This is a genomic window from Streptomyces sp. T12 (genome assembly GCF_028736035.1).
Taxonomy (GTDB): Bacteria; Actinomycetota; Actinomycetes; order Streptomycetales; family Streptomycetaceae; genus Streptomyces.
The window spans coordinates 8,333,045-8,356,528 of record NZ_CP117866.1; the positions used below are offsets into that span (position 1 = coordinate 8,333,045).

Sequence of the window (23,484 nt, forward strand, 5' to 3'; positions counted from 1 at the left end):
GGTTAACTTAACGTTTCGACCTGAAGAGAGCCTGAAATGCGAGGGTGGCATGGCTTGAACTCCCCCTTGACCTGGGGGAGTTGGCCGGTTAGAAGGCGTCAGGCGGTGACGAGGCCCTGCGCGTCGCGCGCCAGGGCGGTGAGGCGCGAGATGGCGCGGAAGTACTTCTTGCGGTAGCCGCCCTTGAGCATGTCCTCGCTGAACAGCTTGTCGAACGGCAGCCCGGAGGCCAGGACCGGGACCTCACGGTCGTAGAGCCGGTCCGCGAGCACGACGAGCCGCAGCGCGGTGGACTGGTCCGGGATCGGCTGGACGTCGGTGAGGCACACGGCGTTCAGGCCATCGGTCAAAGCGCCGTAACGACTGGGGTGGACGCGGGCGAGGTGCTCCAGCAGATGCGGGAAGTCGTCGAGCGAGGCGCCCTCGGTGGCGTACGCCGCCTTCGTCACCTGCTCTTCGGAGTACGGCGCCGGCGCCTCGGGCAGGCCGCGGTGGCGGTAGTCCTCGCCGTCGATGCGCAGCGCGCGGAAGTGCGCCGACAGGCCCTGGATCTCCCGCAGGAAGTCGGCCGCCGCGAAGCGGCCCTCGCCGAGCTTGCCGGGGAGGGTGTTGGAGGTGGCGGCGAGCGCGACGCCCGCGTCGACGAGCTTGCCGAGCAGGGTCGAGACGAGGACGGTGTCGCCGGGGTCGTCGAGCTCGAACTCGTCGATGCAGAGGAGGCGGTGACCGGAGAGGGTCTGGACCGTCTGCTGGAAGCCGAGGGCGCCGACGAGGTTCGTCAGCTCCACGAAGGTGCCGAAGGCCTTCAGGGACGGCTCGGCCGGGGTGGCGTGCCAGAGGGAGGCGAGCAGGTGGGTCTTGCCGACGCCGTAGCCGCCGTCGAGGTAGACGCCGCGGGGGCCCGCGGGGGCCTTGGGTGCCTTGGGCCTGCCGAAGCCGAGGAAGCCGCGCCGGGCCTTGCCGGCGCCGCTGGCGTGCGCCCCGCCGAGCCCGGCGGCGAAGCCCTCCAGGACGCCGACCGCCTCGGTCTGGCTGGGCTGGTTCGGGTCCGGTATGTAGGTGCTGAACCGGACCGAGTCGAAGCGCGGCGGCGGCACCATCTCGGCGACCAGCCGGTCCGCGGGGACGTGCGGCTCGCGGGCGCACAGGGACAGCGGGCTCGCTTCGGCTATCGGGTGCGGACCGGAGGCGGCGGAGGAGGACGACACGGTTCACCATGCTAATCGCCGTGCCACACTCCTTGACATGCGACGCCTGTTCCCTGTGACCGATGAGACAGCAGCGAGGGCCTCCGGCGGTTCGGCCGGGGAAGGGGGTGCCGGAGCTGTCGATGAGGTTCTCGAGCGCGAGTGGAGTCTCGCCGAGATCGCCGCCGCGTATGCCTATCCCGCGCCGGGGCCCGGCGGGGCGCAGCCCTGGCTGCGGGCCAACATGGTGTCGACGCTGGACGGGGCCGCCCAGCACGACGGCCGCTCGCAGCCCATCTCCACCGCGACCGACATGCGGATCTTCGGCACGCTGCGGGCGCTGGCGGACGTGGTGATCGTCGGCGCTGAAACGGTACGTCTGGAGGGGTACCGTCCGGCACGCGCGCGTGCGGAGTTCGCCGACGCCCGTGAGGCGGCCGGGCAAGGGCCTGCGCCGGCCATCGCGGTGGTGAGCGCGAGCCTGGACCTCGACTACAGCCTTCCGCTCTTCACGTCGCCCTTGGTGCCGACCCTCGTCCTCACCGGTGCCGCCGCGGCCCCGGACCGCGTCGCGGCCGCGGAGAAGGCGGGCGCCCAGGTGGTGATCGCCGGGGACGGCGTCGGTGTCGACCCCGTACGTGCCGTCCAGGCCCTCGCCGAGCTCGGCCACACCCGGCTGCTGACCGAGGGCGGTCCACGGCTGCTCGGGCAGCTGGTGGCCGCGGGAGTGCTCGACGAGCTGTGCTTGACGATCTCCCCGATGCTCACCGCGGGTGACGCGCAGCGGATCGCCGGAGGGCCCTCGGTATCGGTCCCGAAGCGGTTCGAGCTGGTGTCGCTGCTGGAGGAGGAGGGGTTCCTGTTCGGCCGGTACCGGCGGACGTGACGACGGTTTGAATGGTTCGGAAAAGGGTTCTATCGGTGTCGTGGTCCTGAAAACGGCGGAATCTACCGTTCCGTTTAGCTTCCGCCGGGCACACTGAAAGTCGCAGTCCCCGTGCGAGCGCGGGGCAGGATGGTTTCCGCAGAAGGGGCGCCCGGTGTTCACAAGCGTTTTGATGATCGAGAAGGCCCTGACGTCCGCCGACGTGGAGTTCGTCACCACCTTGCACGGGGACGAGCAGGTCGCCTTCCACGTGCTGCTCCAGCCGCGCGGCGAGCAGGCCGACAGGCTGTTGCGCGCCATCGACGACATCGCGCTCGGCGAGCTGGACGAGGCGGTCCGGGAAGGGAAGGCGCCGGAGGGCGAGGAGGCGCTGAGCACGGGGGAGCGGGCGCTGGAGGTGTCGCTCACGGCCCTGCGCGGGACCGGGGCGGAGGCCGAGGGGCGGCTGCTGGAGGACCATCCGCTGGATGCGCTCAAGGCCGTGGTGGACGAGGTCGGTGCGGATGAGGTCATCGTGCTGACCGACCCCCATTACGTGGAGGAGTTCTTCCATCGGGACTGGGCGTCGAGGGCTCGGCACAAGGTGGGGGTGCCGGTGCTGAAGCTGTTCTCGCACAGCAAGGCGTAGGGGTTTTCGGGGGAGCGCCGTGGGGGCTGGTGACATCTCCCGGCTGCGGGTCGTTCGTGGCTTGTCGCGCCCACGCGGCGGAGCCGCACATAGATACAGCCCCGCGCCCCTGGGCGGGCACAGTTCCCGGCGTCCCAGGCGCAAGGTCCGCCCCCTCACCCAATAGGCTGAGGGCTCACCGTCGTATCGCACGTACCGCAATCTTGGGAGAACACGCATGGCACCCGGCCTTCCCACCGCCATGGACCGACCGCACTTCATCGGTATCGGTGGGGCCGGAATGTCGGGGATCGCGAAGATTCTCGCGCAGCGTGGGGCCAAGGTGGCGGGCAGTGATGCCAAGGAGTCCGGGACCGCCGAGGCGCTGCGGACGCTGGGCGCGACCGTGCACATCGGGCATGCGGCGGAGCACCTCGCCGACGACGCCAGCTGTGTCGTCGTGTCGTCGGCGATCCGGCAGGACAACCCCGAGCTGGCCCGCGCCGCCGAGCTGGGCATTCCGGTGGTGCACCGCTCCGACGCGCTCGCCTCGCTGATGGACGGGCTGCGCCCGATCGCCGTCGCCGGTACGCACGGCAAGACGACCACGACGTCGATGCTGGCCGTCTCCCTGAGCGAGCTGGGCCTCAAGCCGTCGTACGCCATCGGCGGCGACCTCGACGCCCCCGGCTCGAACGCCCTGCACGGCGACGGTGACATCTTCGTCGCCGAGGCGGATGAATCGGACCGCAGCTTCCACAAGTACGCGCCCGACGTCGCGATCGTCCTGAACGTCGAGCTCGACCACCACGCCAACTACGCGTCGATGGACGAGATCTACGAGTCCTTCGAGACGTTCGCGGACCGCATCACCGACGGCGGCACGCTGGTGATCTCGGCGGACCAGGACGGGGCGCGGGAGCTGACCCGGCGGGTCGCGGCGCGCGACGTGCGGGTGGTGACGTACGGCGAGGCGGAGGACGCCGACGTACGGGTCCTGTCGGTGCTGGCGCAGGGGCTGAAGAGCCAGGTCACCGTCCTTCTGGGCGGCCAGGAACTCACCTTCACGGTCTCCGTCCCCGGCCGCCACTACGCGCTCAACGCCGTGGCCGCCCTCACGGCGGGTGCGGCGCTGGGCGTCCCGGCCGCCGAGCTGGCCCCGGCGCTGGCGGCCTACACGGGCGTCAAGCGGCGTCTTCAGCTGAAGGGCGAGGCCGCGGGCGTCCAGGTCATCGACTCCTACGCCCATCACCCGACCGAGATGACGGCCGACCTGGAGGCGATGCGCGCGGCCGCCGGCGACGCCCGGATCCTGGTCGTCTACCAGCCCCACCTCTTCTCCCGGACGCAGGAGCTCGGCAAGGAGATGGGCGATGCCCTCGCGCTCGCGGACTCCTCGCTGGTCCTGGACATCTATCCGGCCCGCGAGGACCCGATCCCCGGTGTCACCAGCGACCTGGTCATCGAGGCGGCCCGGGCGGCGGGCGCCGAGGTGACGGCGGTGCACGACAAGGGCGAGGTGCCCGCGCTGATCGCGGGAATGGCGAAGCCCGGTGATCTCGTTCTCACCATGGGCGCGGGCGATGTCACCGACCTCGGCCCGCTCATCCTGGACCGCCTGTCGAAGTGAGGGGTACGGACTCATGTCGTACGACGTCGAAAAGCCGGACGAGCAGTGGCGCGCGGAGCTGACCCCGGCCGAGTACGCCGTCCTGCGCCAGGCCGGCACGGAGCCCGCCTTCACGGGTGAGTACACCAACACCAAGACGACGGGCGTCTACTCCTGCCGCGCCTGCGGCGCCGAACTCTTCACCTCCACCACGAAGTTCGAGTCCCACTGCGGCTGGCCGTCCTTCTACGACCCGAAGGACACCGACGCGGTGGAGCTCATCGAGGATCGCTCGCACGGCATGGTGCGCACGGAGGTGCGGTGCGCCCGGTGCGGGTCTCACCTTGGGCATGTGTTCGAGGGGGAGGGTTACCCGACGCCCACGGATCAGCGGTACTGCATCAACTCGATCTCGTTGCGTTTGGTGCCGGACAAGGAGTGAGTGGGCGTCGGCCGCCTGCGGCCGGGCCGACTCGAAGAGGTGAAGTACATGCTTGCGGGCGGGGGCGAGCTCATGGTCGGCGGGGCGCCTCGTCACTTCACGGCTGTCCACCCTTCTCTCTGCGGGCGGGCAACGGCCGGTCCGCGCTCAGTGCCTGCCACACGGCCTTCGCCTGCGGTTCCTGGGGGACGACCCGGTTGGGGTCCTGCGGGGCGGGAGCGACCGGGAGAGTGCGGAAGTCGACCCGGTCGGCGTCCAGGCCGTCGAGGGAGCGGGCGAAGGAGGTCAGCGACGACAGCGAGCCGAGGCCCTTGTCCGTGGTGATGGCGCTGGTGAGGTCGTCGAGCAGCCGGTACAGCTGCACGGGATCCGTCAGCAGGTCGGCGGAGCGTATCTGGGTGATCAGGGCTTTCATGAAGGTTTGCTGGAGCTTGATACGGCCGAGGTCGCTGCCGTCGCCGATGCCGTGCCGGGTCCGTACCAGGCCGAGGGCCTGCTCGCCGTTCAGGCGGTGCGTTCCCTTGGACAGACGGGCGTGGCTGTAGGGGTCGCGGATGTCCTGCGGGACGTTCACGCGTATGCCGCCGAGCGTGTCGACCAGCTTCTTGAAACCGGTGAAGTCGATCTCCACGACGTGGTCCATCCGCAGCCCGGACATCCGCTCCACTGTGGCGACCGTGCAGGTCATGCCTCCGATTTGGTAGGCGGAGTTGAACATGACCGCCCGCGCGGCCGGAGCGACTCCGGACTTCACGGGGCAGGCCGGTCGGTCGACCAGGGTGTCCCGGGGAATGCTGATCACCGAGGCGTCCCTGCGACCGTTGGCCATGTGGACGACCATTGCGGTGTCGGAGCGGGCGCTGCCTTCGTCGCGGCCGTACGCACGGTTGGATCCCGACCGCGAATCCGACCCGAGCAGCAACACGTTCACCGCTCCCGGTGCCTTCCGCGCCGGCCGGACGTCGGCGTTCAGCTGCCCGTCGACGTCCTGGGAAGCGATGTTGTCGTTCAGGTCCTGGTAGGCGAAGGCCGCGCCGATCCCCAGCAGTGCCAGAAAGACGGCCGCCATCACCATGAGCCGATGTGCCCGGCGGCGCGCCCGGCGGCGTGACGGACGCCGGGAGACCGGCGGAGAGGTCCGGGCATCCGCGGCCCGCCGCCGACGGCGACGGCCTGTGGGCCCTCTGGAGTGACGGTGTGGCTCACCGACCGTGAGGAGTGGGTCGGTCATGCGCTACTCCATCGGACAGCCTGAACCAACTCGGACGGGGTGAGTGGCAGCAGCGGGAGCAGGCCCTCGGCCGGGCCGGACTTCCAGGCAGTGGGAGCACCGACTGTCTTGTTGCTCTCGTCGTCCGCACCCTGCGCGTCCTGAACGGCGGCACCGTCATCCAGCCCAAGGACAGCACCGGCGGCCTGTGCCGGTCGCCGCTCAGGAGCCGGCTTGCCGACCGCGTCGACAAGCTCTGGCTGGACGGCAGGGCGAAGGCCCCGGCCGTCCCGGCCGATACGGACGCCCATGCCCTGACGGCCCTCGCCGGGCAGCACGGACACGGCGGGAGCCGACACCGCCGCCGGGCCGACGGCGTGTGACACCGGCCCTGACGCGGCGACCGTGCCGGCCACCACGCCTGTGGGTGCGGGGGCCATCCCCCACCTGGCTGATGTGTGCAACGCCTGCTCCTTCGAGACCCGGCCGCACGCCGGGGCATCTGATGGATCGTCAACTGGCTGCTGGAGAAGAGACTTCGCGCCATCGGGGGCCGCTCAGGGCAGAAGTTCGACCACGTCGTACGACACGCCGGCGCTGAGGTAGGCGCTGCCGCCGGAACCGCTGACGATGTCGAGGGTCAACTCCTGGTAGGCGTCCGGTGACTTGAGCCAGGCGCTCGCCGGAACGGCGTAGCTGTAGGTGTGGTTGTTGCCCCGGTAGGAACCCACGGTCAGGGAACGGGTCGTCGGTTCCTTGGCGGGTGCGGGGAGGGCGGAGACCCAGTCGTTGACCCCAATTCGCGGCCTGCCGTTCGCGAACGCCGTGGTGATGCCGATGTTGAGGGTGTGGCCGGAGGTCAACTGCTGGGCGGTGAGCTTGAAGCGGATCTTCAGGCGGTTGTTGATGCCCGCCCACTGGTAGCAGGGGAAGTCCGCGATGTGCGAGGCACCCACCGTGTCGGCGGCGCCGGTCCAGGGCCTGGCCCGTACGTCGGCGGGATGCATGGTGGTCATCAGCGAGGCGTTCTTGAAGCCGCGCGGGGTCCCGCTCCAGTCGCCGATCCGCCAGATCGCCGGCTTCCTGCTCGGGTCGGCGCCGATCGCCATGGTGTGCAGCGGGGTCGTCCGCCCGGCGGTGACGGTGACCCGCGTGGTGTGCACCGCCAGTTCTTCCTTGTAGACGGTGAGGGTGTAGGTGCCGGGGAGCATGTACGGGGACATGAAACGCCCGGTGGCCGGGTCGGCCCGGGTCCAGTACTGCGCGTCGGCGTTGGAGAACCCGACGGTGTAGGCGTACGCCTTGTCCCGCCCGGTGATGCCGACCCCCGCGACCCGGCCGCGGCCGCCGCGGCCGACCCAGCCGGCCAGGCCCAGGCCGTCGACCCAGGAGGTGTCGATACGGTCGTGGCGCAGCGAGTCAGCGGGCGCTCCGCCGTCGGTGAAGGCCAGGACGTACGGGCCCTGGAGGCCGAAGCGCATCGGCTCGGTCTGGTTCTCGCCGTAGTAGAGGATCTCGTAGAGACCGGCGCCGTCCTCGTAGTGGTGGCGCATGAGCGAGCGGTAGAACGGGCCGCCGGACGCCTTCTCGTGGTTGCTGCGCACCATCCACATGCCGACCTTGCCGGTGCTCCAGCCGACGTGGTCGTAGTCGATGACGCGCTGGTTGGAATAGTGCTTGGAGCGGGTGGTGCCGTTCGGCTTGCGGCGGATGTCCTGTGCCTCGAGCAGGGTGTCGGTTCGGGCGTCCCAGGAGTCGGGATCGTTGTTGGGGAACAGGCCGGGCCGGACGCGGACGATGTAGCGGGTGGCGGTGATGGAGGCGTCCGCCTTGTTCGTCCACAGGTAGACGTTGTTCTCGCCGCGCCGGGCGGCATAGTAGTGGCGCATCGAGCCGTGCACGACGGTGATCAGGATCGTGTCACCGCTCTTGCGGATGCTCACGGACGACGCCCCGAGGCCCGTCTCGACGTGGGAGTTCCGGTTGCCGTAGCCCTGGTATTCGGTGCCCTTGTACACCAGCGAGGTCAGGTCGCCGTTACGGCGGTCGATCTTGAAGACCAGGTCGGCGCCGGTGCTCACCACGTACGCAGGTCCGTCGGTGCGGTAGCCGAAGGCCGGCGTGGCCGCGTCGGCGCCTGCGACGAGTGGTCCGGCGACCGCGGCGCCTCCGGCGAGGGCGAGGCCGCCGACGGCGGTTCTGCGGAGGGCGTCTCGGCGGGTCAGGCGACGGCGAGCGTGCTGGGGCATGAGTGTTCCGTTTCGTGCGTACGGGGATTTCGGCGTACGGGGTTTTCGGCGTACCGGGATTTCGGCGTACGAGGATGAGGGCGTGGTGCGGTCAGAGGGTGGCGCGCAGGTGGCTGACCGTGACGAAGTGGTAGCCCTGGGCGGTCAGCGTGCGCAGGATCTGCGGGACGGCGGCGACCGACGTGGGGTGGATGTCGTGCATGAGGACGACGTCGTTGCGCCGCGTCTTGCCGATGACGGTCTGGGCGACCTTGTCGGCGTCGCGGTATTTCCAGTCCTCGGTGTCCACGTCCCACAGCACGGGGGAGAGGCGGGTGGCGGCCCGGACCTTGTCGTCGATGGCGCCGTAGGGCGGGCGGAAGACGGTCGGGGTCTTGCCGGTGGCGGCCTTGATGGCGGCGCTGGTGCGGTTGAGCTGGGAGGCGATCTGCTCGGGGGAGAGCTTGGTGAGGTCGGGGTGGTTCCAGGAGTGGTTGCCGACCTCGTGTCCGGCGCGGGCCTCGGCGCGGACCAGTCCGGGGTGGGCGGCGACGTTCTGACCGACGGTGAAGAAGGTGGCGCGGGCCTTGTACTGCGCCAGGTGGGTCAGCAGGGTCGCGGTCTCCGGGGTGGCCGGTCCGTCATCGAAGGTCAGCGCTATGCACTTGACCTTCTTGCAGTCGGTGTCGTCGTCGCCGGAGGCGGTGTGGGTGGGCACGGCCGGCTCGGGGACGTGTGCCGCGCCCAGGTCGAGCGAACCGCTGGGCTTCACGGTCTGCCGCTGGACACGCTTGCCGAACGCGGACAACCAGGGAGTGATCGTCTCCTTGGGCAGGGTCACCAGGTAGCTCCCGGCGGCCGGGGCGCCCACGTCACCGCGGTCGAAGGTCACCCGCAGGGAGCCGGTGGCGGTGAAGTCCATGGCGTCCAGGAGGGAGGCGCGGGACGCCGCGTCGGAGGCCATGTCGTCGAGGGCGGCGGCGTTGACGCCTTCGCGCCCCTTGAGTCGATCCTTCAATGCGGCGACGAAGGCGTCCCGGGAGCCGTCGGCGACGAGTCCGAGAGCAGTGCGGTACTCGCCGGCCTTGCCGTCGTACCAGTACGTCCTGGTCGTCAGCCCGGACCCGGCGGCGGTGCCGTCCCGGGTGGTGAGCCGGACGCCGAGAACGTCGCCGGAGGCGACCAGGAACTGGTGGCTGATGTTGAACTCGCGGGCCCCCGCGTCACCCTCGCCGTCCTCGCACACCCGTGAGCGGAAGTCGGCCAGACGCTCCTCCACGTCCTTCTTCATCGCGGCCGTCGCCGCCTCCGCACCGGGCACGTCCGGATAGCTCGCCGCGTAGGGGCAGGAGCTCTGCTCGCTGCTGTCGCTGACGATCTCCAGGCCCTTGATCTTCGACGGGTCGACGCTGCGGACGGGTGCGGGGCTGGGGTCGGCTCCGGGCCGGGCGCCGGAGGACGCCGAGGAGCCGTCCGATCCGGACGAGCAGGCCGCCGTGATGGAGAGAGTGCAGAGCATGAGAAGTGAGGGGAGCAGAGTGCGAGTGCGCATGAGACCAGAACCTGACTGAGGGGAATGTGCGGACGCCGCCGATGGGACGCCGCGGTCGTTCTGGTCATGGATCGTGCTGGGCGGGGGTGTTTTTCAGCGACCCGCAGAGTCACCCTGAAAAAACCAGCCCGGGTCGTTTCTGGCGGTTTTCGGGTACTTCAGTCGCGTTTGGGGCGCACCTGCTCGTACGGTGCGTCAGGGTCTGAGGTCCGCCACTGCGCCGAGTGCGGTGGCCGGTCGGCCGGGGGCGCCGGAGTTGTCGAGGGCCCCCGCAGGGCACGTCGGCCCGAAACGCCGGGCTGCCTCACGGCTCAGAGGGTCGCGCGCAGGTGGCTGACCGTGACGAAGTGGTAGCCGCGGGCGGTGAGGGTGCGCAGGACCTCGGGGACGGCGGCGACCGAGGTGGGGTGGATGTCGTGGATCAGGACGACGTCGTTGGGCTCGGCCTGGGAGACGACGGTCCGGGCGACCTTGCCGGGATCGTGGAACTTCCAGTCCTCGGTGTCCACGTCCCACAGGGCGGGCGACAGGCTCGTGGCCGCACGGACCTTGCCGTCGATCGCGCCGTACGGCGGGCGGAAGAGTGTCGGCTCCTGGCCCGTGGCGTCCTTGATCGCCGCGTTGGTGCGTTCCAGCTGGGAGCGGACCTGGCCGGGGGTGAGGTTGGTGAGGACCGGGTGGTTCCAGGAGTGGTTGGCTATCTCGTGGCCGGACTTCATCTCGGCGCGGACGATGTCCGGGTGGGTGGCGACGTTCTGGCCGACGACGAAGAAGGTGGCGCGCGCCTTGTACTCGGCGAGGTACTTGAGCAGCGTTCCCGTCTCGGGGGCGGCGGGTCCGTCGTCGAAGGTGAGCGCGATGCACTTGACCTTGGAGCAGTCCGTGGTGTCCTCGCCCGGGTCCGGCTGCGCGGCGACGGTCGGGGCGGGGGTGTGGGCGGCACCGAGGTCGAGCTTGTCGTCCGGGTCGGTGCTCTGGTGCTGGGCGCGGCTGCCGAAGTCGGACAGCCACGGGGTGACGGTCGCCTTGGGGAGGGTGACGGAGATGCGGCCGGCCGGGGGGACGCCCACGGTGCCGCGGTCGAAGTCCACCTTCAGATCGCCGTCGGCGGTGAAGGCCATGTCGTCCAGGTAGGCGTCGGGGTCGTCCAGCGCCGTGACGGTGTCCGGAGTGACTCCCTCCCGCTTCTCCAGGCGCTCCTTCACGGCGGCGACGAAGGCGTCACGGGAGCCGTCCGCGATGAGGCCCGGGGACGGCCGGTACCGCTGGGCGGCACCGTCGTACCAGTACGCCTCGGTGTCCACGCCATCCGCGTTCGACGTACGGTCGACCGTTGTCAGCCGGACGCCCAGTACGTCGCCGGAGACCACGAGGAACGAGAAGCTGACGTTCAGCTCGGGGCCCTCCGAGCCCTCCATGCCGCCGCAGTCTGTGACCTGGCCGTCGGTGTCCTCGCCGAGGAAGACCGCGAGGCGGTTCTGCACGTCCTTCTTCATCACGGCGGTCATCTGGTCGGCGCCGGGGACGTCGGGGTAGCTCGTGGCCCAGGGGCAGGACCGGTCGGTGCTGCTGTCGCTGACGATGCTGACGCCCTTGAGGTTGGTCAGGTCGACCTGGGTGCCGGCGTCGTTGCCTTGAATCCGGGACGGGCGGTCCGGGGAGGGCGCGGAGTCCGCCGGGGAGGAGCCGGTGGAGCAGGCGGCCGTCAGGGCGAGCGAGCCGAGCAGGAAGAGCACGGGGGCGAGGGCGTGTCGAGGCATACGTGAACCTGGGTCCGTGAGGTGCCGGAGCATGAGTGCGGGCGCGCGGCGCGCGCGAGCTGATCGCTGTGCTGCGACATCCCGCCGCGGGTGCCTTGCAACGAGCAAGGGCTTTCTTTTCGCCGGGTCAAGCTATGTTTTCGGCCGGTCTCCCGCAATCCCCTTGGCCGCCGCCGGAGCGGATGTGACCACTGTCTCTCCGGCCGAGCTGCCGGATGCCCCACCTGCATTGCGCGAGGAGAAGCCCGAATCGTGCTGGGGGGGGGCGGCCCACGCACGGTTCAGTGGTCCGGCGGGGCTGGGAGTCCGGTACGCACGTGGAGAGGGCCACGACCGGGTGTCGTGACCCTCTCTCGGGACCTTGAGTGGAGCGGGCTTTGTCTCTGCCGGCGTGGCCGGGGGACTCAGCGGGATCCGCTGCTGGTCAGTCCTTGCCGGTGAGCCGCCAGATCTGGTTCTTCTTGGTGGTCAGGGCGCTTGCCGCATCGCAGGTCCACTGGTGGACGAGTGCGTCGGCTGTGGTGGAGATGTTGCTGACGTCGACGCACTTGCCGCTGTTCACGGCGACGAGCTGGTAGTCGTGGCTGTTGCCGAGCGCGGTCACCGCGTTCAGCCTGAACCGCTGGTTGGTGCCCCCGTGGCAGGTCCACTGCTGGACGGCGGCCCCGTTGGCGGTGGAGAGGGCGGAGATGTCGAGGCACTTGCCGCTGGAGTGGTTGACGACGGTGTAGGTGTCGGTCGCGCCGCTGACGGGGTGGAAGTCGAAGCGCTGTGCCTGGCCGCTTCCGCAGGTGTTCTGCTGGTACTGGGTGCCGTCGGCGGTGGACTGGGAGGGGTTTTCGAGGCAGAGCGAGCTGTGCTGGGCGACGGGGTCAGCCGCAGTACGCACCCTGACGTGCTGCTGATGGATGTACGGATGCCGGAGATGGACGGGCTGGAGGCCGCCCGGCGGCTGCTCGATCCGCCACCCGGTGTGGTGCACCGTCCAAAGGTGCTGATGCTGACGACTTTCGACATCGACGACTACGTCTACGAGGCCCTGCACGCCGGGGCCAGCGGCTTCCTGCTCAAGGAAGCGCCGGTCGCCGAACTCGTGCAGGCGGTACGGGTGATCGCCGCAGGCGAGGCGCTGCTCGCCCCGTCCATCACCCGTCGCCTCATCGAGGACGTGGCCCGGCGCCGCCCCCTCCCGCGCCCGAACACCCGCCTGCGGCTCAACGGCCTCACGCCACGGGAGACGGAGGTCCTGCTGCTGGTCGCGCGAGGCCTGTCGAATGCGGAGATCGCCTCGACGCTGGTGGTGTCGGAACAGACCGTCAAGACCCACATGAGCCGGCTGCTCGCCAAGCTCGGTGCCCGCGATCGGGCCCAACTCGTCGTCATGGCCTACGAGTCGGGGCTGGTCGCTCCGGGGACCTCCGGCTGAACCAGATCCGGCGCAGCTGGCCGCGGTCATCACGGATGGGCAAGCCCGGCGCCACCGTCACCATCCGGGCACCGGCACACCCCCGGCCCTCCCGGGGCCACGTCACTCATACCCAGGCGTGACACCGGAGTTGGCACCTGGGTCGGACGTGCCGACTCGTCCCCACGTCCTAGCGTCACCGCGCCCTGATCAACCAGACCGGTTTCGCACGGAGCACTCATGCACCAGACCATCGACGTCGACCACATCATCCGGCTCTACCGCGCCTACGCCGACGACCTCGACCGGGCCCGCGAGAAGCAGCGGAAGCTGCTCGCGCCGCCGACCTCGCTGAAGGCCTAACTCGACGACATCGAAGCGGAGATCACCTACCTACTGCTGCGCGAGACCCGACCGGAGACGGTGGTGGAGATCGGCACCTTCCACGGCTGGTCCACCACCTGGATCCTCCAGGCACTGAGGGACAACGGCACCGGCCACCTGTACTACTACGACGTCGTGGACCACGTCGTGCGCAACATCCCCGAGCAACTGTCCACCGGCCGCTGGACGTTCACGCAGGGGGACGCACGGGAGAACCTGGAGAAGATCCCGGACACCGCGGACTTCCTCTTCATCGACGCGGCGCACTCGGCGAGTTTCGCCCGCTGGTACATCCGCGAGCTGTTCCCGCGCATGCGGCCGGGCATACCGGTGTGCGTCCACGACGTCGTCCACGGCCGGTGGCCCCTGCCGTTCACCGAGGGCGCGGTCGTCCTGCGCTGGCTCGCCGAACAGGAGAACACCTGTTTCACCCCCTCCCGGGCCCGCGCACCCGAGATCCATGACCGCCTGAACGACGTCAAACGAACCCTCGCTCTGCGGCACCCCCTGCGGGACAGCAGGGACAACCCCATGATCTTCTTCACCCTGCGCTGAGGCGTGGGGCCGTCGCCTGCGCATGGGCCTGACCTTCTCGTCGTCGAGGCACGGCCGGCCCAGCGGCAGGTCGACTTGGACGAGGCGCGGGCGAGGAGACGGCCGGCTTCTCGCAGGCGCCTCAGCCCAGTTCGGCCAGCCGTCGTACGGCCGGGGCGGCGAAGGTCTCCATCCAGCGCGACGTGGCGCCCAGATGCGGCGAGATGATCACCGTGTCGACACCGAGCTTGCCGTAGGGCTCGATGTCACGGCTGAAGGTGTCCAGGTCCTCCTCGGTGGCCGCCGCTCCGGAGTACGTGAGGGTCCGGCGGACGGCGTCGTAGTCGCGGTCCGCCTTGTCGCAGTGCCCGCGCAGCACGTCCAGCTTGTGCGCGACTTCATCGGGCGAGGTGGCGAACAGGTTGCAGGCGTCGGCGTACCGGGCGACGAGCCGCAGGGTCTTCTTCTCACCGCCGCCGCCGATCATGATCTCGGGGTGCGGGCTGCTGACCGGCGGCGGAGTGCATAGGGTCCCGGCGAGTTGGTAGTAGCGGCTCTCGAAGGGTCCGTTGTCGTCCGGGTCCCACATCTGCAGGCAGATGCGCAGGGTCTCCTCCAGCCGCTCGAAGCGCTCCGCGAGCGGCGGGTAGGGCACGCCCAGGCCGTGGTGCTCGCGGTCGTACCAGGCCGCTCCGATGCCGAGGGTGGCCCGGCCGCCGGACAGTACGTCGAGCGTGGTGGCGATCTTGGCGAGCAGGCCGGGTTGACGGTACGTCACCCGGTGACCAAGGCGCCCAGTTGCACCGTGGAGGTGTGGGCGGCCAGGTAGGCCAGGGTCGTGTAGGCCTCCAGCATGGGTGCCTCGGCGCCGCCGTTGAACTCCATCTGGAAGTAGTGGTCCATGACCGACAGCCGGTTCACACCTGCCGCCTCGGCCGCGGCTCCCGCGGCGGCAAGCTCGGCCCGCAGAGCACCTCCGCCCTGCGGGTGGTCGAACCGGTTGATGTGCACGCCGACGTGCATGTCCGTCTCCGTTCGTTTCCTTTACGGGCCGTTGTCGACCCGGCGATGCTTGTGCGACGGTCAGTTACGACGTCGTGCCCGCGCCGGCCTTCGGCCCGTCGTGCCCCAGTGGCCGTGGCCAACGCCGCCCACCTGATCGACAGGGGGCCGACGGGGACGGCGCAGGGGCGGCCTGCCCGTCCCGCTCACCGCGGCATACCGGACCATCACGCCGCCCCGCCCGCACTCCCGCCCGCCGGCCGGTGCTCCCAGAGCGTCTCTCCCCGGACCTCCATGACGACGCTGCCGGAACCGTTGGTGAGGGTGCCCCGGCTGCGGACGACGGCGGTGCCGTCGTCGCGGGGGCGGACCTCCACGATCTCCAGCGTGCCGTGCAGTACATCCCCGGGCCGGACCGGCGCCCGCATGCGCAGGGATTCGATCTCCCGGCCGGCGATGAGGGCGGCGCGCGAGAACACCGCGTCCACCAGGAGGCGCTGCAGGACCGCCGCGGTGTGGAAACCGCTGGCGATGAGGCCCCCGAAGCGGCTCGTGGCAGCCGCTTCCTCGTCCGTGTGGAGAGGCAGCGGGTCGAAGCGGCGGCCGAAGTCGAGGATTTCCTCCTTGGAGACCTTGGCACTGCCCAGGTCGAACACGGCCCCGGGGCGGAGATCCTCGGCGTACAGCACGGCGCTCACCGCCGTTCCGGGGCCGGCGAGGGCCCCGTGTCGTCGCGGTGATGAAGCGGCATGTCCGGCTCGGGACCGAACCCTGCCGGTCCTCCTTGGCACGGGGTGAACCGGTGTATGTGCACGCCGAGTCGCATGCGGGCCTCCGTTCGTCTTCTCATCCGGTCGCTGATCGCCCGGTTCCCGTCCGCCGGACGGGCATGGCCCGGACGTCCGTTCAGTCCAGTTCCGTGACGAACCGCCAGAGCAGGCGGCTGAACGTCTCGACGTCTTCGTCCGGCCACCGGCCGAGTCGCTCCTCAAGCCCCTTGCGCTGGTGCTGCCTGACGCGGGCCAGGCAGGCCCGACCGGTGTCGGTGAGTTCCAGCAGCTTGGTCCTGGGCCGCGACGGATGTGCCACCCGGTGCAGGAGGCCGTCCTCTTCCAGCTGGGACAGCTGTCGGCTGACGGTGGACTTCTCCAGGCCGTACCTCTCGGCCAGATCGGAGGCGGTCGGATGAGGGACGGTGCCTACGTAGGACAGCATCGTGTACGCGACGAAGGACAGTTCGTCGTACATGCTGTTCGCCCGCACCCTGGAATTGCGGGAGAACAGGATGATCGCCTCGTGGATCAAGTCGAGGGGTTCGTCATGAGCCGCCATGACGCCATCCTGGAGTTGTACGAAGCAACTGTCAAGGTTGTATCACGCAACTCTGACCTCGTCGCCCTTCTCCGGTGACCGGAGTCCCGAGCCGAGATCCCCGGCCACACCGCCCGAAGGTGTGTCTGCGCTGTGATGCTTGGCGCGCTGGATCTGTTCGTAGACGTGCGAGCGCAGTTCGGCGAAGCGCGCGCTGGAGCGGGTGTGCAGCTGGTCGCGCTCGTCGGGCAGGTCGATGGTGAGGTCTTCCAGTACCACGGTCGGCGACTTGGAGAGGATGATCGTGCGCCGGCCGAGGTAGACGGCTTCGTCGATGTCGTGGGTGACGAACAGGACGGTGACGCCCAGCTCGTGCCACAGGCGCCGGATGAGGTCCTCCAGGTCGGCGCGGGTCTGGGCGTCGACGGCCGCGAAGGGCTCGTCCATGAGCAGCACTTTGGGTTCGTAGGCGACGGCGCGGGCGATGGCGACGCGCTGTTGCATGCCGCCGGAGAGCTGCCAGGGGTAGGCGTGGTGGGCGTCGGCCAGGCCGACCACCTCCAGGGCGTGGTCGACGAGTTCCTTCTCGCGGGCCTTGCCGAGCTTCTTGCGGCGCAGGGGGAGGGCGACGTTGTCGCGGACGTTCATCCAGGCGAACAGGGAGCGGCCGTACTCCTGGAAGACCACGGCCATGCCGGGCGGGGGCCCGGCGACCGGGCGGCCGTCCAGCATCACCTCGCCGCCGGTGGGGGTGAGCAGTCCGGCCATGCACTTCAGCAGGGTGGTCTTGCCGCAGCCGGACGGGCCGACCAGGCAGACCAGTTCACCGGCGTCGATGTGGAAGCTGAGACTGCGCAGTGCCTCGACGGTGCGGTTGCGTCCGGTGTAGGTCTTCTGCAGGTTGCGTACGTCGAGCATCGACGTCTCCTTCGTACGGGTGGTGAAGGTCGTGGCCGGACGGTCGGTCAGGTGTTGCGCTGGGCGCGGCGCAGGCCGTGGTACCAGGCCAGAAGGCGCCTCTCGGCGAGGCGGAAGAGCAGCGACAGGGCGAAGCCGAGCAGGCCGAGCAGCAGGACGCCGCTCCACATCTCGGGGATGGCGAAGGTGCGCTGGAACTGCACGATGGTGAAGCCCAGGCCGTTGCTGGCGGCGAACATCTCGCTGATGACCATGAGGATGATGCCGATCGACAGCGACTGCCGCATGCCCGTGACGATCTGCGGGCCGGCCGAGGGCAGTACGAGGTGCCACAGGCGGGCGGGGCCCGTGATGCCGTAGGAGCGGCAGGTGTCGCCGAGCACCTCGTCGACGGCGCGGACGCCCTCGACCGTGTTGAGCAGGATCGGCCAGACGCAGCCGCTGACGATGACCAGGATCTTCATGGTGTCGCCGATGCCCGCGAACAGCATGATCACCGGTACGAGCACAGGTGGCGGGATGGCCCGGAAGAGTTCCAGCACCGGCTCCAGGACGTCCCGTACGACGCGGCTCGTGCCGACGACGAGGCCGAGTCCGACGCCGACGGCGACGGCGAGGAGGTAGCCCGCGGTGAGCCGGAGGAGGCTGGGCAGGACGTCGGACGCCAGCCGGTCGCCCGCCCAGACCTCCCCGAACTTCTGCAGGATGACGGAGAGCGGGGGGACGTAGAAGTCGGTGCTGTCGGCGGTGGCGAACCACCACATGGCGAACAGAACGGCGGGAAGGCCGAGCACGAGAAGCACCCGTCGGCCCACTGTGAGGACGGTCATCGGGTCATCCCTCCCTGCGCAGAGACTGGTGCCAGTGCAGCGACCGCCGCTCGACGGCCCGCGCCACCAGGTTGATCGCGACGCCGAGCAGCCCGGTGACCAGCACCAGGGCGTACACGCGTGATACGGCGCCGGAATTCTGCGCGACGGCGATCTCGCGGCCCAGGCCGGGTGAGCCGATGACGAGTTCCGCGGTGATCGCGAGGACCAGCGCCACCGCGGACGCCAGCCGTACGCCCGTCATCACATACGGCAGTGCGGTGGGCCACAGGACGTACCGCACTCGCCCCCATCCGCCGAGCAGGTAGCTGCGGGCGGTGTCGTCCGCGACCGGGTCGACGTCCTGCGTGCCGGCCAGCACCTGGACGAGCACCTGCCAGAAGGAGGCGTAGACCACCAGCAGCAGCGTCGACTCCAGGTCGGTGCCGTAGAGCAGCACCGCCACCGGGATCAGCGCCACGGACGGGATGGGACGCAGGAACTCGATGGTGGAGGCGGTCACCGCCCGCAGTACGGGGACGGAGCCGATCACCACGCCGGCGACCACCCCGGCCACGACCGCGATGGCCAGCCCGATGCCCCACCCGGTCAGGGTGTCGGCGAGCGCCGTCCAGAACCCGTTCTCGGCGAGCAGGTGCCACAGCGTACGGCCGATCTCCGACGCGGGCGGAAGGTAGTCGGCCGAGACGAATCCGGTGTGGGGCAGCACCTCCACGACCGCCACCAGGCCGACCAGGCCGGCGAGCCCGCGCAGTGCGGTGGCGGTGCCCGGGCCGCGCCGGGCGGGGGCCCCGCCGGGACCGGTACCGGTCCCGGCGGGCTTCGTCCTCACGGACGGGATGGCCGACGGTGTCACTGGAACAGCGCCTCCAGGTCGGGCTTCTTGCCGCCGAAGAGTCCGTCCTGCTCGCCGAGCGAGGCCAGCTTCTCCAGGGAGGCCATGTCGTACTGGGCGGGCCAGTCGGGCAGCGTCAGGTTCTTCAGCACTTCGCCGCTGATCTTGGTGTAGGTGGTGAGGATCTGCCGCGCCTCCTCCGGGTGCTCGGAGGCATACGTGAGTGACTCGGTCATCGCCGCGGCGAACTTCTTCACCAGGTCGGGGTTCTCCTTCGTCAGCTGCGTCGCGGTGAAGTACGTCGCCACGGTGAGCTTGGGGTCGGTCTCGGCGAACGGCCACGCCACGACCCGGGCGCCCTGCGCCTTGGCGATCGTCTGTGCCGGCTCGCCCATCCAGGCCGCGTCCACCTGGCCGCCGTCGAGGGCGGCCGGCATCTGGTCGAACGGGATCTCGACGAACTTGACCTTCGAGGGGTCGCCGCCGGCCTTGCGCACCGCCTCGCGGACCGTCGTGTCGCCGATGTTCTGCAGGGTGTTCACCGCCACCGTCCTGCCGACCAGGTCCTTGGCGGACTTGGCCGGGCTGTCCTTCTTGACGAGGACACCTGTGACGTCGCCGCCGACCTTGCCGTTGGAGGCCGCCCCGTTGACCACGGACTTGACCGGAACTCCCTTGGTCTGGGCGATCATCAGCGACGTGGTGTTGCTGAACCCGAAGTCGAACTGTCCGCTCACCACACCGGGAATGATCGCGGCGCCGCCCTGGGCGCTCTCCATCTTCAGATCGATGCCGCGGCTGCTGAAGAAGCCCTTCTTCTGGCCCAGATAGAGCGGCGCCACATCCACGATCGGGATGATGCCGACCTTGACCCCGGTGGTCTTGCCGCTGCCCGATGAGGACGAACCGCTCGTCTCATCGGACGAGGATCCACATCCGGCCGCACCGATGACGGTGACCACTGCTGTCGCAAGCCCGAGAATGCGTCGTCGCATGGGGCTCCTCCTCACGGGAAGTGGGTGAGAACTGCTCTGGGTGTAGGTGCGAAATTCGAGCGAGTCGAGCCGATGGTGTGCCGTTGCCGGGAAGGCGCCGACGGGGGCGCGCCGCAGAACTCCGGGAGGGTGTGCGGCTGTTCCGGTCGGCGCGGGTCGTGGGGTGGGGCGGCCGTCTCCTGCGATGACTCCATGGGGCCATGGCGTGAGGTTCACAAGGTCGATCGGGTGTCGGCGGTCTTCTGGTGGCTCGCCGCGGCACCCCGTCGAATATGTTGTGCATCTTCTTGACGGCCGCAATGTACACGCCTACCTTCGCGGTGTCATGCTCCCGGACGAAAGAGACCGCGATGGCTTCGCACCGGTCTCCGGCCGGGCTCCTCACCGAGGTCGCAGTCCCCCGTCGCTGCTTGTGCCGCACTCCCTCCCGCCACCCTCACCAGGACAAAGGAGTCCGTCTCGTGAAGTCCCGCATCCGCAGACGTACGTTCGTCGCCCTGGCGGCGCTGCTGCTCGCCGCCCCCCTGGCCCCGTCCGCCCAGGCGGCCGATACCAGCGCTCATGTCGAAGGCACGTTGCCGTCCGGCGCGACCTACGTGATGGACAAGCCGGAATCCTGGAACGGCACGGTCCTGCTCTTCAGCCACGGCTACACCCCGCTCGCAGTGCCCAATCCGGCGCGCAACGCCCCCGACGACGCCACCAAGTCCGCTCTGCTCAAGGAGGGTTACGCGCTCATCGGCTCCTCGTACGCGAGCAACGGATGGGCGGTGAGTGAGGCGGTGCCGGACCAGCTGGCCACGCTTGACACGTTCACCGCGCGCTTCGGCCCGGCCCGGCGCACCATCGCCTGGGGCGCCTCCTACGGCGGGCTCGTGACCTCGATGATCGCCGAGCGTCACCCGGACCGCATCAGCGGATCACTGTCCCTCTGCGGCCTGCTCCAGGGCGGCGTGGCCAACTGGAACAGCACCCTCGACCCGGTCTTCGCATTGAAGGCACTGCTCGCCCCGGACGCGGACGTCCCACTGACCGGTCTGGCGAGCCAGGCAGCCGCTGCCGAGGCGGCCGACACGCTGGCCGGGGCCGTCGCCGGGGCGCAGGACACGGCCTCCGGGCGGGCCCGTATCGCGCTGGCCGCCGCCCTGCACAACATCCCCGGCTGGAACGATCCCTCCCAGACCCGGCCGGGACCGACCGACTGGGACGCCCAGCAGGCCAACCAGTTCCAGGCGGTCATGGGCCTGGTGAAATTCCCTGCCTTCTCCTGGCGGCAGGAGGCCGAAAGCCGGGTCGGGGGCAACATGTCCTGGAACACCGGCGTCGATTACACCGCCATGCTTCACCGCTCCCCCCTCTACAAGGAGGTCAGCGAGCTCTACGTCAAGGCCGGTCTGTCACTGACCAAGGACCTCGCCACGCTGAACGGCGCTCCCCGGATCGCCGCCGACACCAAGGCCGTGGACCGGATGGCCCTCACCAGCTCGTTCACCGGCCGGCTGGCCAAGCCGCAACTGACCGTGCACACCACGGGCGACGGGCTCATCCCGGTACAGTCGGCGAGCGCCTATCGGCGTGCGGTCACCGCTGCGGGCGCCACCCCCTTGCTGCGCCAGGCCTTCGTCGAGAACGCGGGCCACTGCACGTTCAGCACGGGGGAAGGGGTCGCCGCTGTGCACACCCTGGAGACCCGCATCACCACGGGCCACTGGCAGGGCACGGACCCTGCCACGCTCAACGCCCGCGCCACGGAGGCTGATCCGTCCGGGCCGGCGCGTTATGTGTCCTACCAGCCCGCGCCGTACCCGCGCTCCTATGACCTGTCCCACCCCGCCGACCGGTACCGGCCCTGACACCACGCCACACCACGCCACGCCGCCCGCCGTACCCGCGGCGGGCGGCCGTACCTTTCCCGACATGACGCTCTCCGAGGTGAACTCCGACGTGGACGACGGGTACAACGGCATCGCCCCGGACTCGCCCGGCGGACCGCAACTGCGCCCCCAGTCGCTGTTGCTCGCCTTCTTCGGCGACCACGTCCTGGAAGAGGGCCCGCTGTGCGTGTACTCGGGCAGCATCATCGACGTCCTCGGCCGCGTGGGAGTCGGGGAGCAGGCCGTCCGCTCCACCCTCACCCGCATGGTGGGTCGTGGCCTGCTGCAGCGTCAGCGGCAAGGGCGCCGCATGTACTTCGGCCTGACCCCGCACGCGACGCAGATCCTTTACGACGGCCGCAAACGCGTCTGGGAGACCAGCGCGGTCAACGACGACTGGGACGGAACCTGGACCCTGCTGGGCTTCTCGTTGCCCGAAGCCTGGCAGCGTCAGCGCCACGACCTGCGCTCGCGGCTCACCTGGTCCGGATTCGGTCCTCTCTACAGCGGGCTGTGGATCGCGCCGGGTGGTGTCGACGTCTCTGAGATCGTCGCCGAGCTCGGCATCGCAGCCCACGTCAAGATCTTCCATGCGCGCGCCGACGCCGCCACCGATGTCGATGTGATGATCCGCGACACCTGGAATCTGGAGACCATCGCCGCCCGCTACACCGCTTTCGACGACCGATGGGTCAGCCGCGTCGGCGATCCGTCCGCCGACCCGCTGGCCACCCACCTGCGCCTGGTCGCCGAGTGGCTCGGCACGATCCGCACCGATCCCCGGCTGCCCGTCCGGCATCTGCCACCCGACTGGCCCGCCCGATCGGCGGAGAAGACCTTCCGGCGTATCGCGGAACAGACGGGGGAGCCCGGCCGCCGGGCGGCCGCCGAGCTGCTGGAGACGACGCCTGTGGCCCCTTCGTGACCATGGGTGACGCCAACCCACCGCCTGACGGCCGTGAGCCGGGCCAGGCACCGGCCGGACAACGGACGAGGGCTGACGCGCGCGGGGCGCGGCATCCGGCTGCGCTGGCATGCCGGATGCCGGTGTTCCTAGACTCGAAAGGGACGTCGACGTCCGGCGCCGGCGGTCAGTGGCGGTGCGGGAAGGCGGTGGCACTTCATGCCGTACGTCGCTGTGAGTGCGATCAGTCATCCCGGACTGTTGCGCGAGGGGAACGAGGACAGCCTCGTTGCGGGGCCGTGGACGCTGTGCGCCACCGTCACCGAGAATCCGCAGACCCTGATCTTCCCGCTGGGGACGCCCCTGGTCGTGGCCGTCGCCGACGGGCTCGGCGGGCACCCCGGCGGTGAAGTGGCCAGCGCCCTGGTCGTGCGCCGGATCGCGTCGCTCGGTCCCGCCCTGAGCAGCGAGGTCGCCGTCCGTGACGCCCTGAACGCCTGCAACCGTGCCGTGTACCAGGCGGCCGGTGGTGACGAGGGAGGCGAGCTGTCCGCCATGGGGACGACGGTCGCCGGAGTCGTCGTACAGCCCGGCTCGCTGCTGGCGTTCAACGTGGGCGACAGCCGCGTCTTCGCGGTCTCCCGCGACGGGCTGCGTCAGCTGAGCGTGGACGACAGCCCACCGCACCCGGCGGGGCGCACCACTTCCCTCGTCACTCAGTGCCTGGGCGGCTCGCCCACCTATCGCGCGGTCCAGCCCCATGTCATGGCCGAGTCCCTCACACCCGGCGAGCGCTACCTCATCTGCTCGGACGGGCTGACTGACCCGGTGAAGGAGGACGTACTGGACGAGATCCTGCGGGAGCACGACGACGGCCGTGCGGTCTTCGAACTGTGGAAGGCCGCCATCGACGCGGGCGGGCCCGACAACATCACGCTGGCTCTGGTGCGGGTCCAGGAGGAGTAGCGCGGGGCACCCGGCCGGTCAGGAAGCCCGGGGCGACGACTCGTG

General features: G+C 69.9%; 22 protein-coding genes and 2 pseudogenes. 11 read left to right on the forward strand and 13 right to left on the reverse strand.

Translation table 11 applies throughout. The annotated features are described in order from the left end of the window. Nucleotides 1-98: 98 nt before the first annotated feature. Nucleotides 99-1,208, reverse strand: coding sequence for a cell division protein ZapE (zapE, locus tag PBV52_RS37405; RefSeq protein WP_274244738.1), 1,110 nt, complete (start codon nucleotides 1,206-1,208; stop codon nucleotides 99-101). 37 nt (nucleotides 1,209-1,245) lie between these two features. Here zapE and PBV52_RS37410 point away from each other — a divergent pair, with 37 nt between their 5' ends. The 4 genes from PBV52_RS37410 (at nucleotide 1,246) to msrB (ending at nucleotide 4,731) form a co-directional block, all read left to right on the forward strand. Continuing rightward, nucleotides 1,246-2,073, forward strand: coding sequence for a pyrimidine reductase family protein (locus PBV52_RS37410; RefSeq protein WP_274244740.1), 828 nt, complete (start codon nucleotides 1,246-1,248; stop codon nucleotides 2,071-2,073). A gap of 154 nt (nucleotides 2,074-2,227) precedes the next feature. Continuing rightward, nucleotides 2,228-2,701 carry an indole-3-glycerol phosphate synthase gene (locus PBV52_RS37415; RefSeq protein WP_274244742.1) on the forward strand — a complete coding sequence of 158 codons (474 nt, stop codon included), beginning with the start codon at nucleotides 2,228-2,230 and terminating at the stop codon, nucleotides 2,699-2,701. A 217-nt stretch (nucleotides 2,702-2,918) separates the two neighbouring features. Continuing rightward, on the forward strand, nucleotides 2,919-4,310 hold the full coding sequence (gene murC / locus PBV52_RS37420) for a UDP-N-acetylmuramate--L-alanine ligase (protein WP_274244744.1): 1,392 nt from the start codon (nucleotides 2,919-2,921) through the stop codon (nucleotides 4,308-4,310). Between the two features lie 13 nt (nucleotides 4,311-4,323). Next, nucleotides 4,324-4,731 carry a peptide-methionine (R)-S-oxide reductase MsrB gene (msrB, locus tag PBV52_RS37425; RefSeq protein WP_274244746.1) on the forward strand — a complete coding sequence of 136 codons (408 nt, stop codon included), beginning with the start codon at nucleotides 4,324-4,326 and terminating at the stop codon, nucleotides 4,729-4,731. 97 nt (nucleotides 4,732-4,828) lie between these two features. Here the strand turns inward: msrB and PBV52_RS37430 are convergent, their stop codons facing one another. Then, the gene (locus PBV52_RS37430; RefSeq protein ID WP_274244748.1) at nucleotides 4,829-5,800 is read right to left on the reverse strand and encodes an LCP family protein; all 972 of its coding nucleotides are present in this window, start codon (nucleotides 5,798-5,800) and stop codon (nucleotides 4,829-4,831) included. Nucleotides 5,801-5,949: 149 nt separating this feature from the next. Between PBV52_RS37430 and PBV52_RS37435 the strand changes: the two genes are divergently transcribed. Beyond that, nucleotides 5,950-6,324: a hypothetical protein gene (locus tag PBV52_RS37435; protein WP_274244750.1), complete on the forward strand. Its 375-nt coding sequence runs from the start codon at nucleotides 5,950-5,952 to the stop codon at nucleotides 6,322-6,324. Nucleotides 6,325-6,498: 174 nt separating this feature from the next. Here PBV52_RS37435 and PBV52_RS37440 read toward each other — a convergent pair whose 3' ends face one another. The 4 genes from PBV52_RS37440 to PBV52_RS37455 form a co-directional block, all read right to left on the reverse strand. Continuing rightward, entirely contained in the window at nucleotides 6,499-8,190 is a 1,692-nt protein-coding gene (locus PBV52_RS37440; RefSeq protein ID WP_274244752.1) for a rhamnogalacturonan lyase B N-terminal domain-containing protein, read from the reverse strand. Nucleotides 8,191-8,281: 91 nt separating this feature from the next. After that, entirely contained in the window at nucleotides 8,282-9,721 is a 1,440-nt protein-coding gene (locus PBV52_RS37445; protein ID WP_274244754.1) for a polysaccharide deacetylase family protein, read from the reverse strand. 311 nt (nucleotides 9,722-10,032) lie between these two features. Beyond that, a complete protein-coding gene (locus PBV52_RS37450) occupies nucleotides 10,033-11,481 on the reverse strand; it encodes a polysaccharide deacetylase family protein (protein WP_274244756.1) in 1,449 nt (482 codons plus the stop codon). Nucleotides 11,482-11,905: 424 nt separating this feature from the next. Continuing rightward, nucleotides 11,906-12,463: an RICIN domain-containing protein gene (locus tag PBV52_RS37455; RefSeq protein ID WP_274244758.1), complete on the reverse strand. Its 558-nt coding sequence runs from the start codon at nucleotides 12,461-12,463 to the stop codon at nucleotides 11,906-11,908. Between PBV52_RS37455 and PBV52_RS37460 the strand changes: the two are divergent. The 3 genes and pseudogenes from PBV52_RS37460 to PBV52_RS37470 all read left to right on the forward strand — a co-directional run. After that, a pseudogene (locus PBV52_RS37460) lies at nucleotides 12,350-12,907 on the forward strand (LuxR C-terminal-related transcriptional regulator); the annotation flags it as partial. The gene PBV52_RS37455 and the pseudogene PBV52_RS37460 sit on opposite strands and share 114 nt — an antisense overlap. 219 nt (nucleotides 12,908-13,126) lie before the next feature. Beyond that, complete coding sequence (locus PBV52_RS37465) at nucleotides 13,127-13,249, forward strand: hypothetical protein (RefSeq protein ID WP_274244761.1); 123 nt, start codon at nucleotides 13,127-13,129, stop codon at nucleotides 13,247-13,249. Nucleotides 13,250-13,312: 63 nt separating this feature from the next. After that, on the forward strand, nucleotides 13,313-13,825 hold the full coding sequence (locus tag PBV52_RS37470) for a class I SAM-dependent methyltransferase (RefSeq protein ID WP_274244763.1): 513 nt from the start codon (nucleotides 13,313-13,315) through the stop codon (nucleotides 13,823-13,825). 121 nt (nucleotides 13,826-13,946) lie between these two features. Here PBV52_RS37470 and PBV52_RS37475 read toward each other — a convergent pair. From PBV52_RS37475 to PBV52_RS37505, 7 genes and pseudogenes are all read right to left on the reverse strand, one after another. Further along, a pseudogene (locus tag PBV52_RS37475) lies at nucleotides 13,947-14,827 on the reverse strand (LLM class F420-dependent oxidoreductase). Nucleotides 14,828-15,033: 206 nt separating this feature from the next. After that, nucleotides 15,034-15,504 (reverse strand): MaoC/PaaZ C-terminal domain-containing protein, encoded by a 471-nt coding sequence (locus PBV52_RS37480; protein ID WP_274244765.1) that lies wholly within the window; start codon nucleotides 15,502-15,504, stop codon nucleotides 15,034-15,036. A 208-nt stretch (nucleotides 15,505-15,712) separates the two neighbouring features. Next, nucleotides 15,713-16,138, reverse strand: a complete 426-nt coding sequence (locus PBV52_RS37485) for a MarR family winged helix-turn-helix transcriptional regulator (protein WP_274244767.1) — start codon at nucleotides 16,136-16,138, stop codon at nucleotides 15,713-15,715. A 42-nt stretch (nucleotides 16,139-16,180) separates the two neighbouring features. Then, nucleotides 16,181-17,035 (reverse strand): ABC transporter ATP-binding protein, encoded by an 855-nt coding sequence (locus tag PBV52_RS37490; RefSeq protein ID WP_274244769.1) that lies wholly within the window; start codon nucleotides 17,033-17,035, stop codon nucleotides 16,181-16,183. 47 nt (nucleotides 17,036-17,082) lie between these two features. Then, the gene (locus PBV52_RS37495; RefSeq protein WP_274244771.1) at nucleotides 17,083-17,865 is read right to left on the reverse strand and encodes an ABC transporter permease; all 783 of its coding nucleotides are present in this window, start codon (nucleotides 17,863-17,865) and stop codon (nucleotides 17,083-17,085) included. Nucleotides 17,866-17,869: 4 nt separating this feature from the next. Further along, nucleotides 17,870-18,619: an ABC transporter permease gene (locus PBV52_RS37500; RefSeq protein WP_274249819.1), complete on the reverse strand. Its 750-nt coding sequence runs from the start codon at nucleotides 18,617-18,619 to the stop codon at nucleotides 17,870-17,872. A gap of 98 nt (nucleotides 18,620-18,717) precedes the next feature. Continuing rightward, nucleotides 18,718-19,695: an ABC transporter substrate-binding protein gene (locus PBV52_RS37505; protein WP_274244773.1), complete on the reverse strand. Its 978-nt coding sequence runs from the start codon at nucleotides 19,693-19,695 to the stop codon at nucleotides 18,718-18,720. 461 nt (nucleotides 19,696-20,156) lie between these two features. Between PBV52_RS37505 and PBV52_RS37510 the strand changes: the two genes are divergently transcribed. From PBV52_RS37510 to PBV52_RS37520, 3 genes are all read left to right on the forward strand, one after another. Further along, nucleotides 20,157-21,548, forward strand: coding sequence for an alpha/beta hydrolase family protein (locus PBV52_RS37510; protein ID WP_373921954.1), 1,392 nt, complete (start codon nucleotides 20,157-20,159; stop codon nucleotides 21,546-21,548). A 64-nt stretch (nucleotides 21,549-21,612) separates the two neighbouring features. Next, nucleotides 21,613-22,494 carry a PaaX family transcriptional regulator C-terminal domain-containing protein gene (locus PBV52_RS37515; protein WP_274244775.1) on the forward strand — a complete coding sequence of 294 codons (882 nt, stop codon included), beginning with the start codon at nucleotides 21,613-21,615 and terminating at the stop codon, nucleotides 22,492-22,494. A gap of 198 nt (nucleotides 22,495-22,692) precedes the next feature. Then, nucleotides 22,693-23,439, forward strand: a complete 747-nt coding sequence (locus tag PBV52_RS37520) for a PP2C family serine/threonine-protein phosphatase (protein ID WP_274244776.1) — start codon at nucleotides 22,693-22,695, stop codon at nucleotides 23,437-23,439. Nucleotides 23,440-23,484 lie beyond the last annotated feature (45 nt).

Coding starts and splice junctions, on each gene's coding strand:
- PBV52_RS37410 (WP_274244740.1), top strand. CDS start 1,246: ATGCGACGCCTGTTCCCTGTGACCGATGAGACAGCAGCGAGGGCCTCC.
- murC (WP_274244744.1), top strand. CDS start 2,919: ATGGCACCCGGCCTTCCCACCGCCATGGACCGACCGCACTTCATCGGT.
- msrB (WP_274244746.1), top strand. CDS start 4,324: ATGTCGTACGACGTCGAAAAGCCGGACGAGCAGTGGCGCGCGGAGCTG.
- PBV52_RS37430 (WP_274244748.1), bottom strand. CDS start 5,800: ATGGCGGCCGTCTTTCTGGCACTGCTGGGGATCGGCGCGGCCTTCGCC.
- PBV52_RS37440 (WP_274244752.1), bottom strand. CDS start 8,190: ATGCCCCAGCACGCTCGCCGTCGCCTGACCCGCCGAGACGCCCTCCGC.
- PBV52_RS37445 (WP_274244754.1), bottom strand. CDS start 9,721: ATGCGCACTCGCACTCTGCTCCCCTCACTTCTCATGCTCTGCACTCTC.
- PBV52_RS37450 (WP_274244756.1), bottom strand. CDS start 11,481: ATGCCTCGACACGCCCTCGCCCCCGTGCTCTTCCTGCTCGGCTCGCTC.
- PBV52_RS37465 (WP_274244761.1), top strand. CDS start 13,127: ATGCACCAGACCATCGACGTCGACCACATCATCCGGCTCTACCGCGCC.
- PBV52_RS37485 (WP_274244767.1), bottom strand. CDS start 16,138: ATGGCGGCTCATGACGAACCCCTCGACTTGATCCACGAGGCGATCATC.
- PBV52_RS37490 (WP_274244769.1), bottom strand. CDS start 17,035: ATGCTCGACGTACGCAACCTGCAGAAGACCTACACCGGACGCAACCGC.
- PBV52_RS37495 (WP_274244771.1), bottom strand. CDS start 17,865: ATGACCGTCCTCACAGTGGGCCGACGGGTGCTTCTCGTGCTCGGCCTT.
- PBV52_RS37505 (WP_274244773.1), bottom strand. CDS start 19,695: ATGCGACGACGCATTCTCGGGCTTGCGACAGCAGTGGTCACCGTCATC.
- PBV52_RS37515 (WP_274244775.1), top strand. CDS start 21,613: ATGACGCTCTCCGAGGTGAACTCCGACGTGGACGACGGGTACAACGGC.
- PBV52_RS37520 (WP_274244776.1), top strand. CDS start 22,693: ATGCCGTACGTCGCTGTGAGTGCGATCAGTCATCCCGGACTGTTGCGC.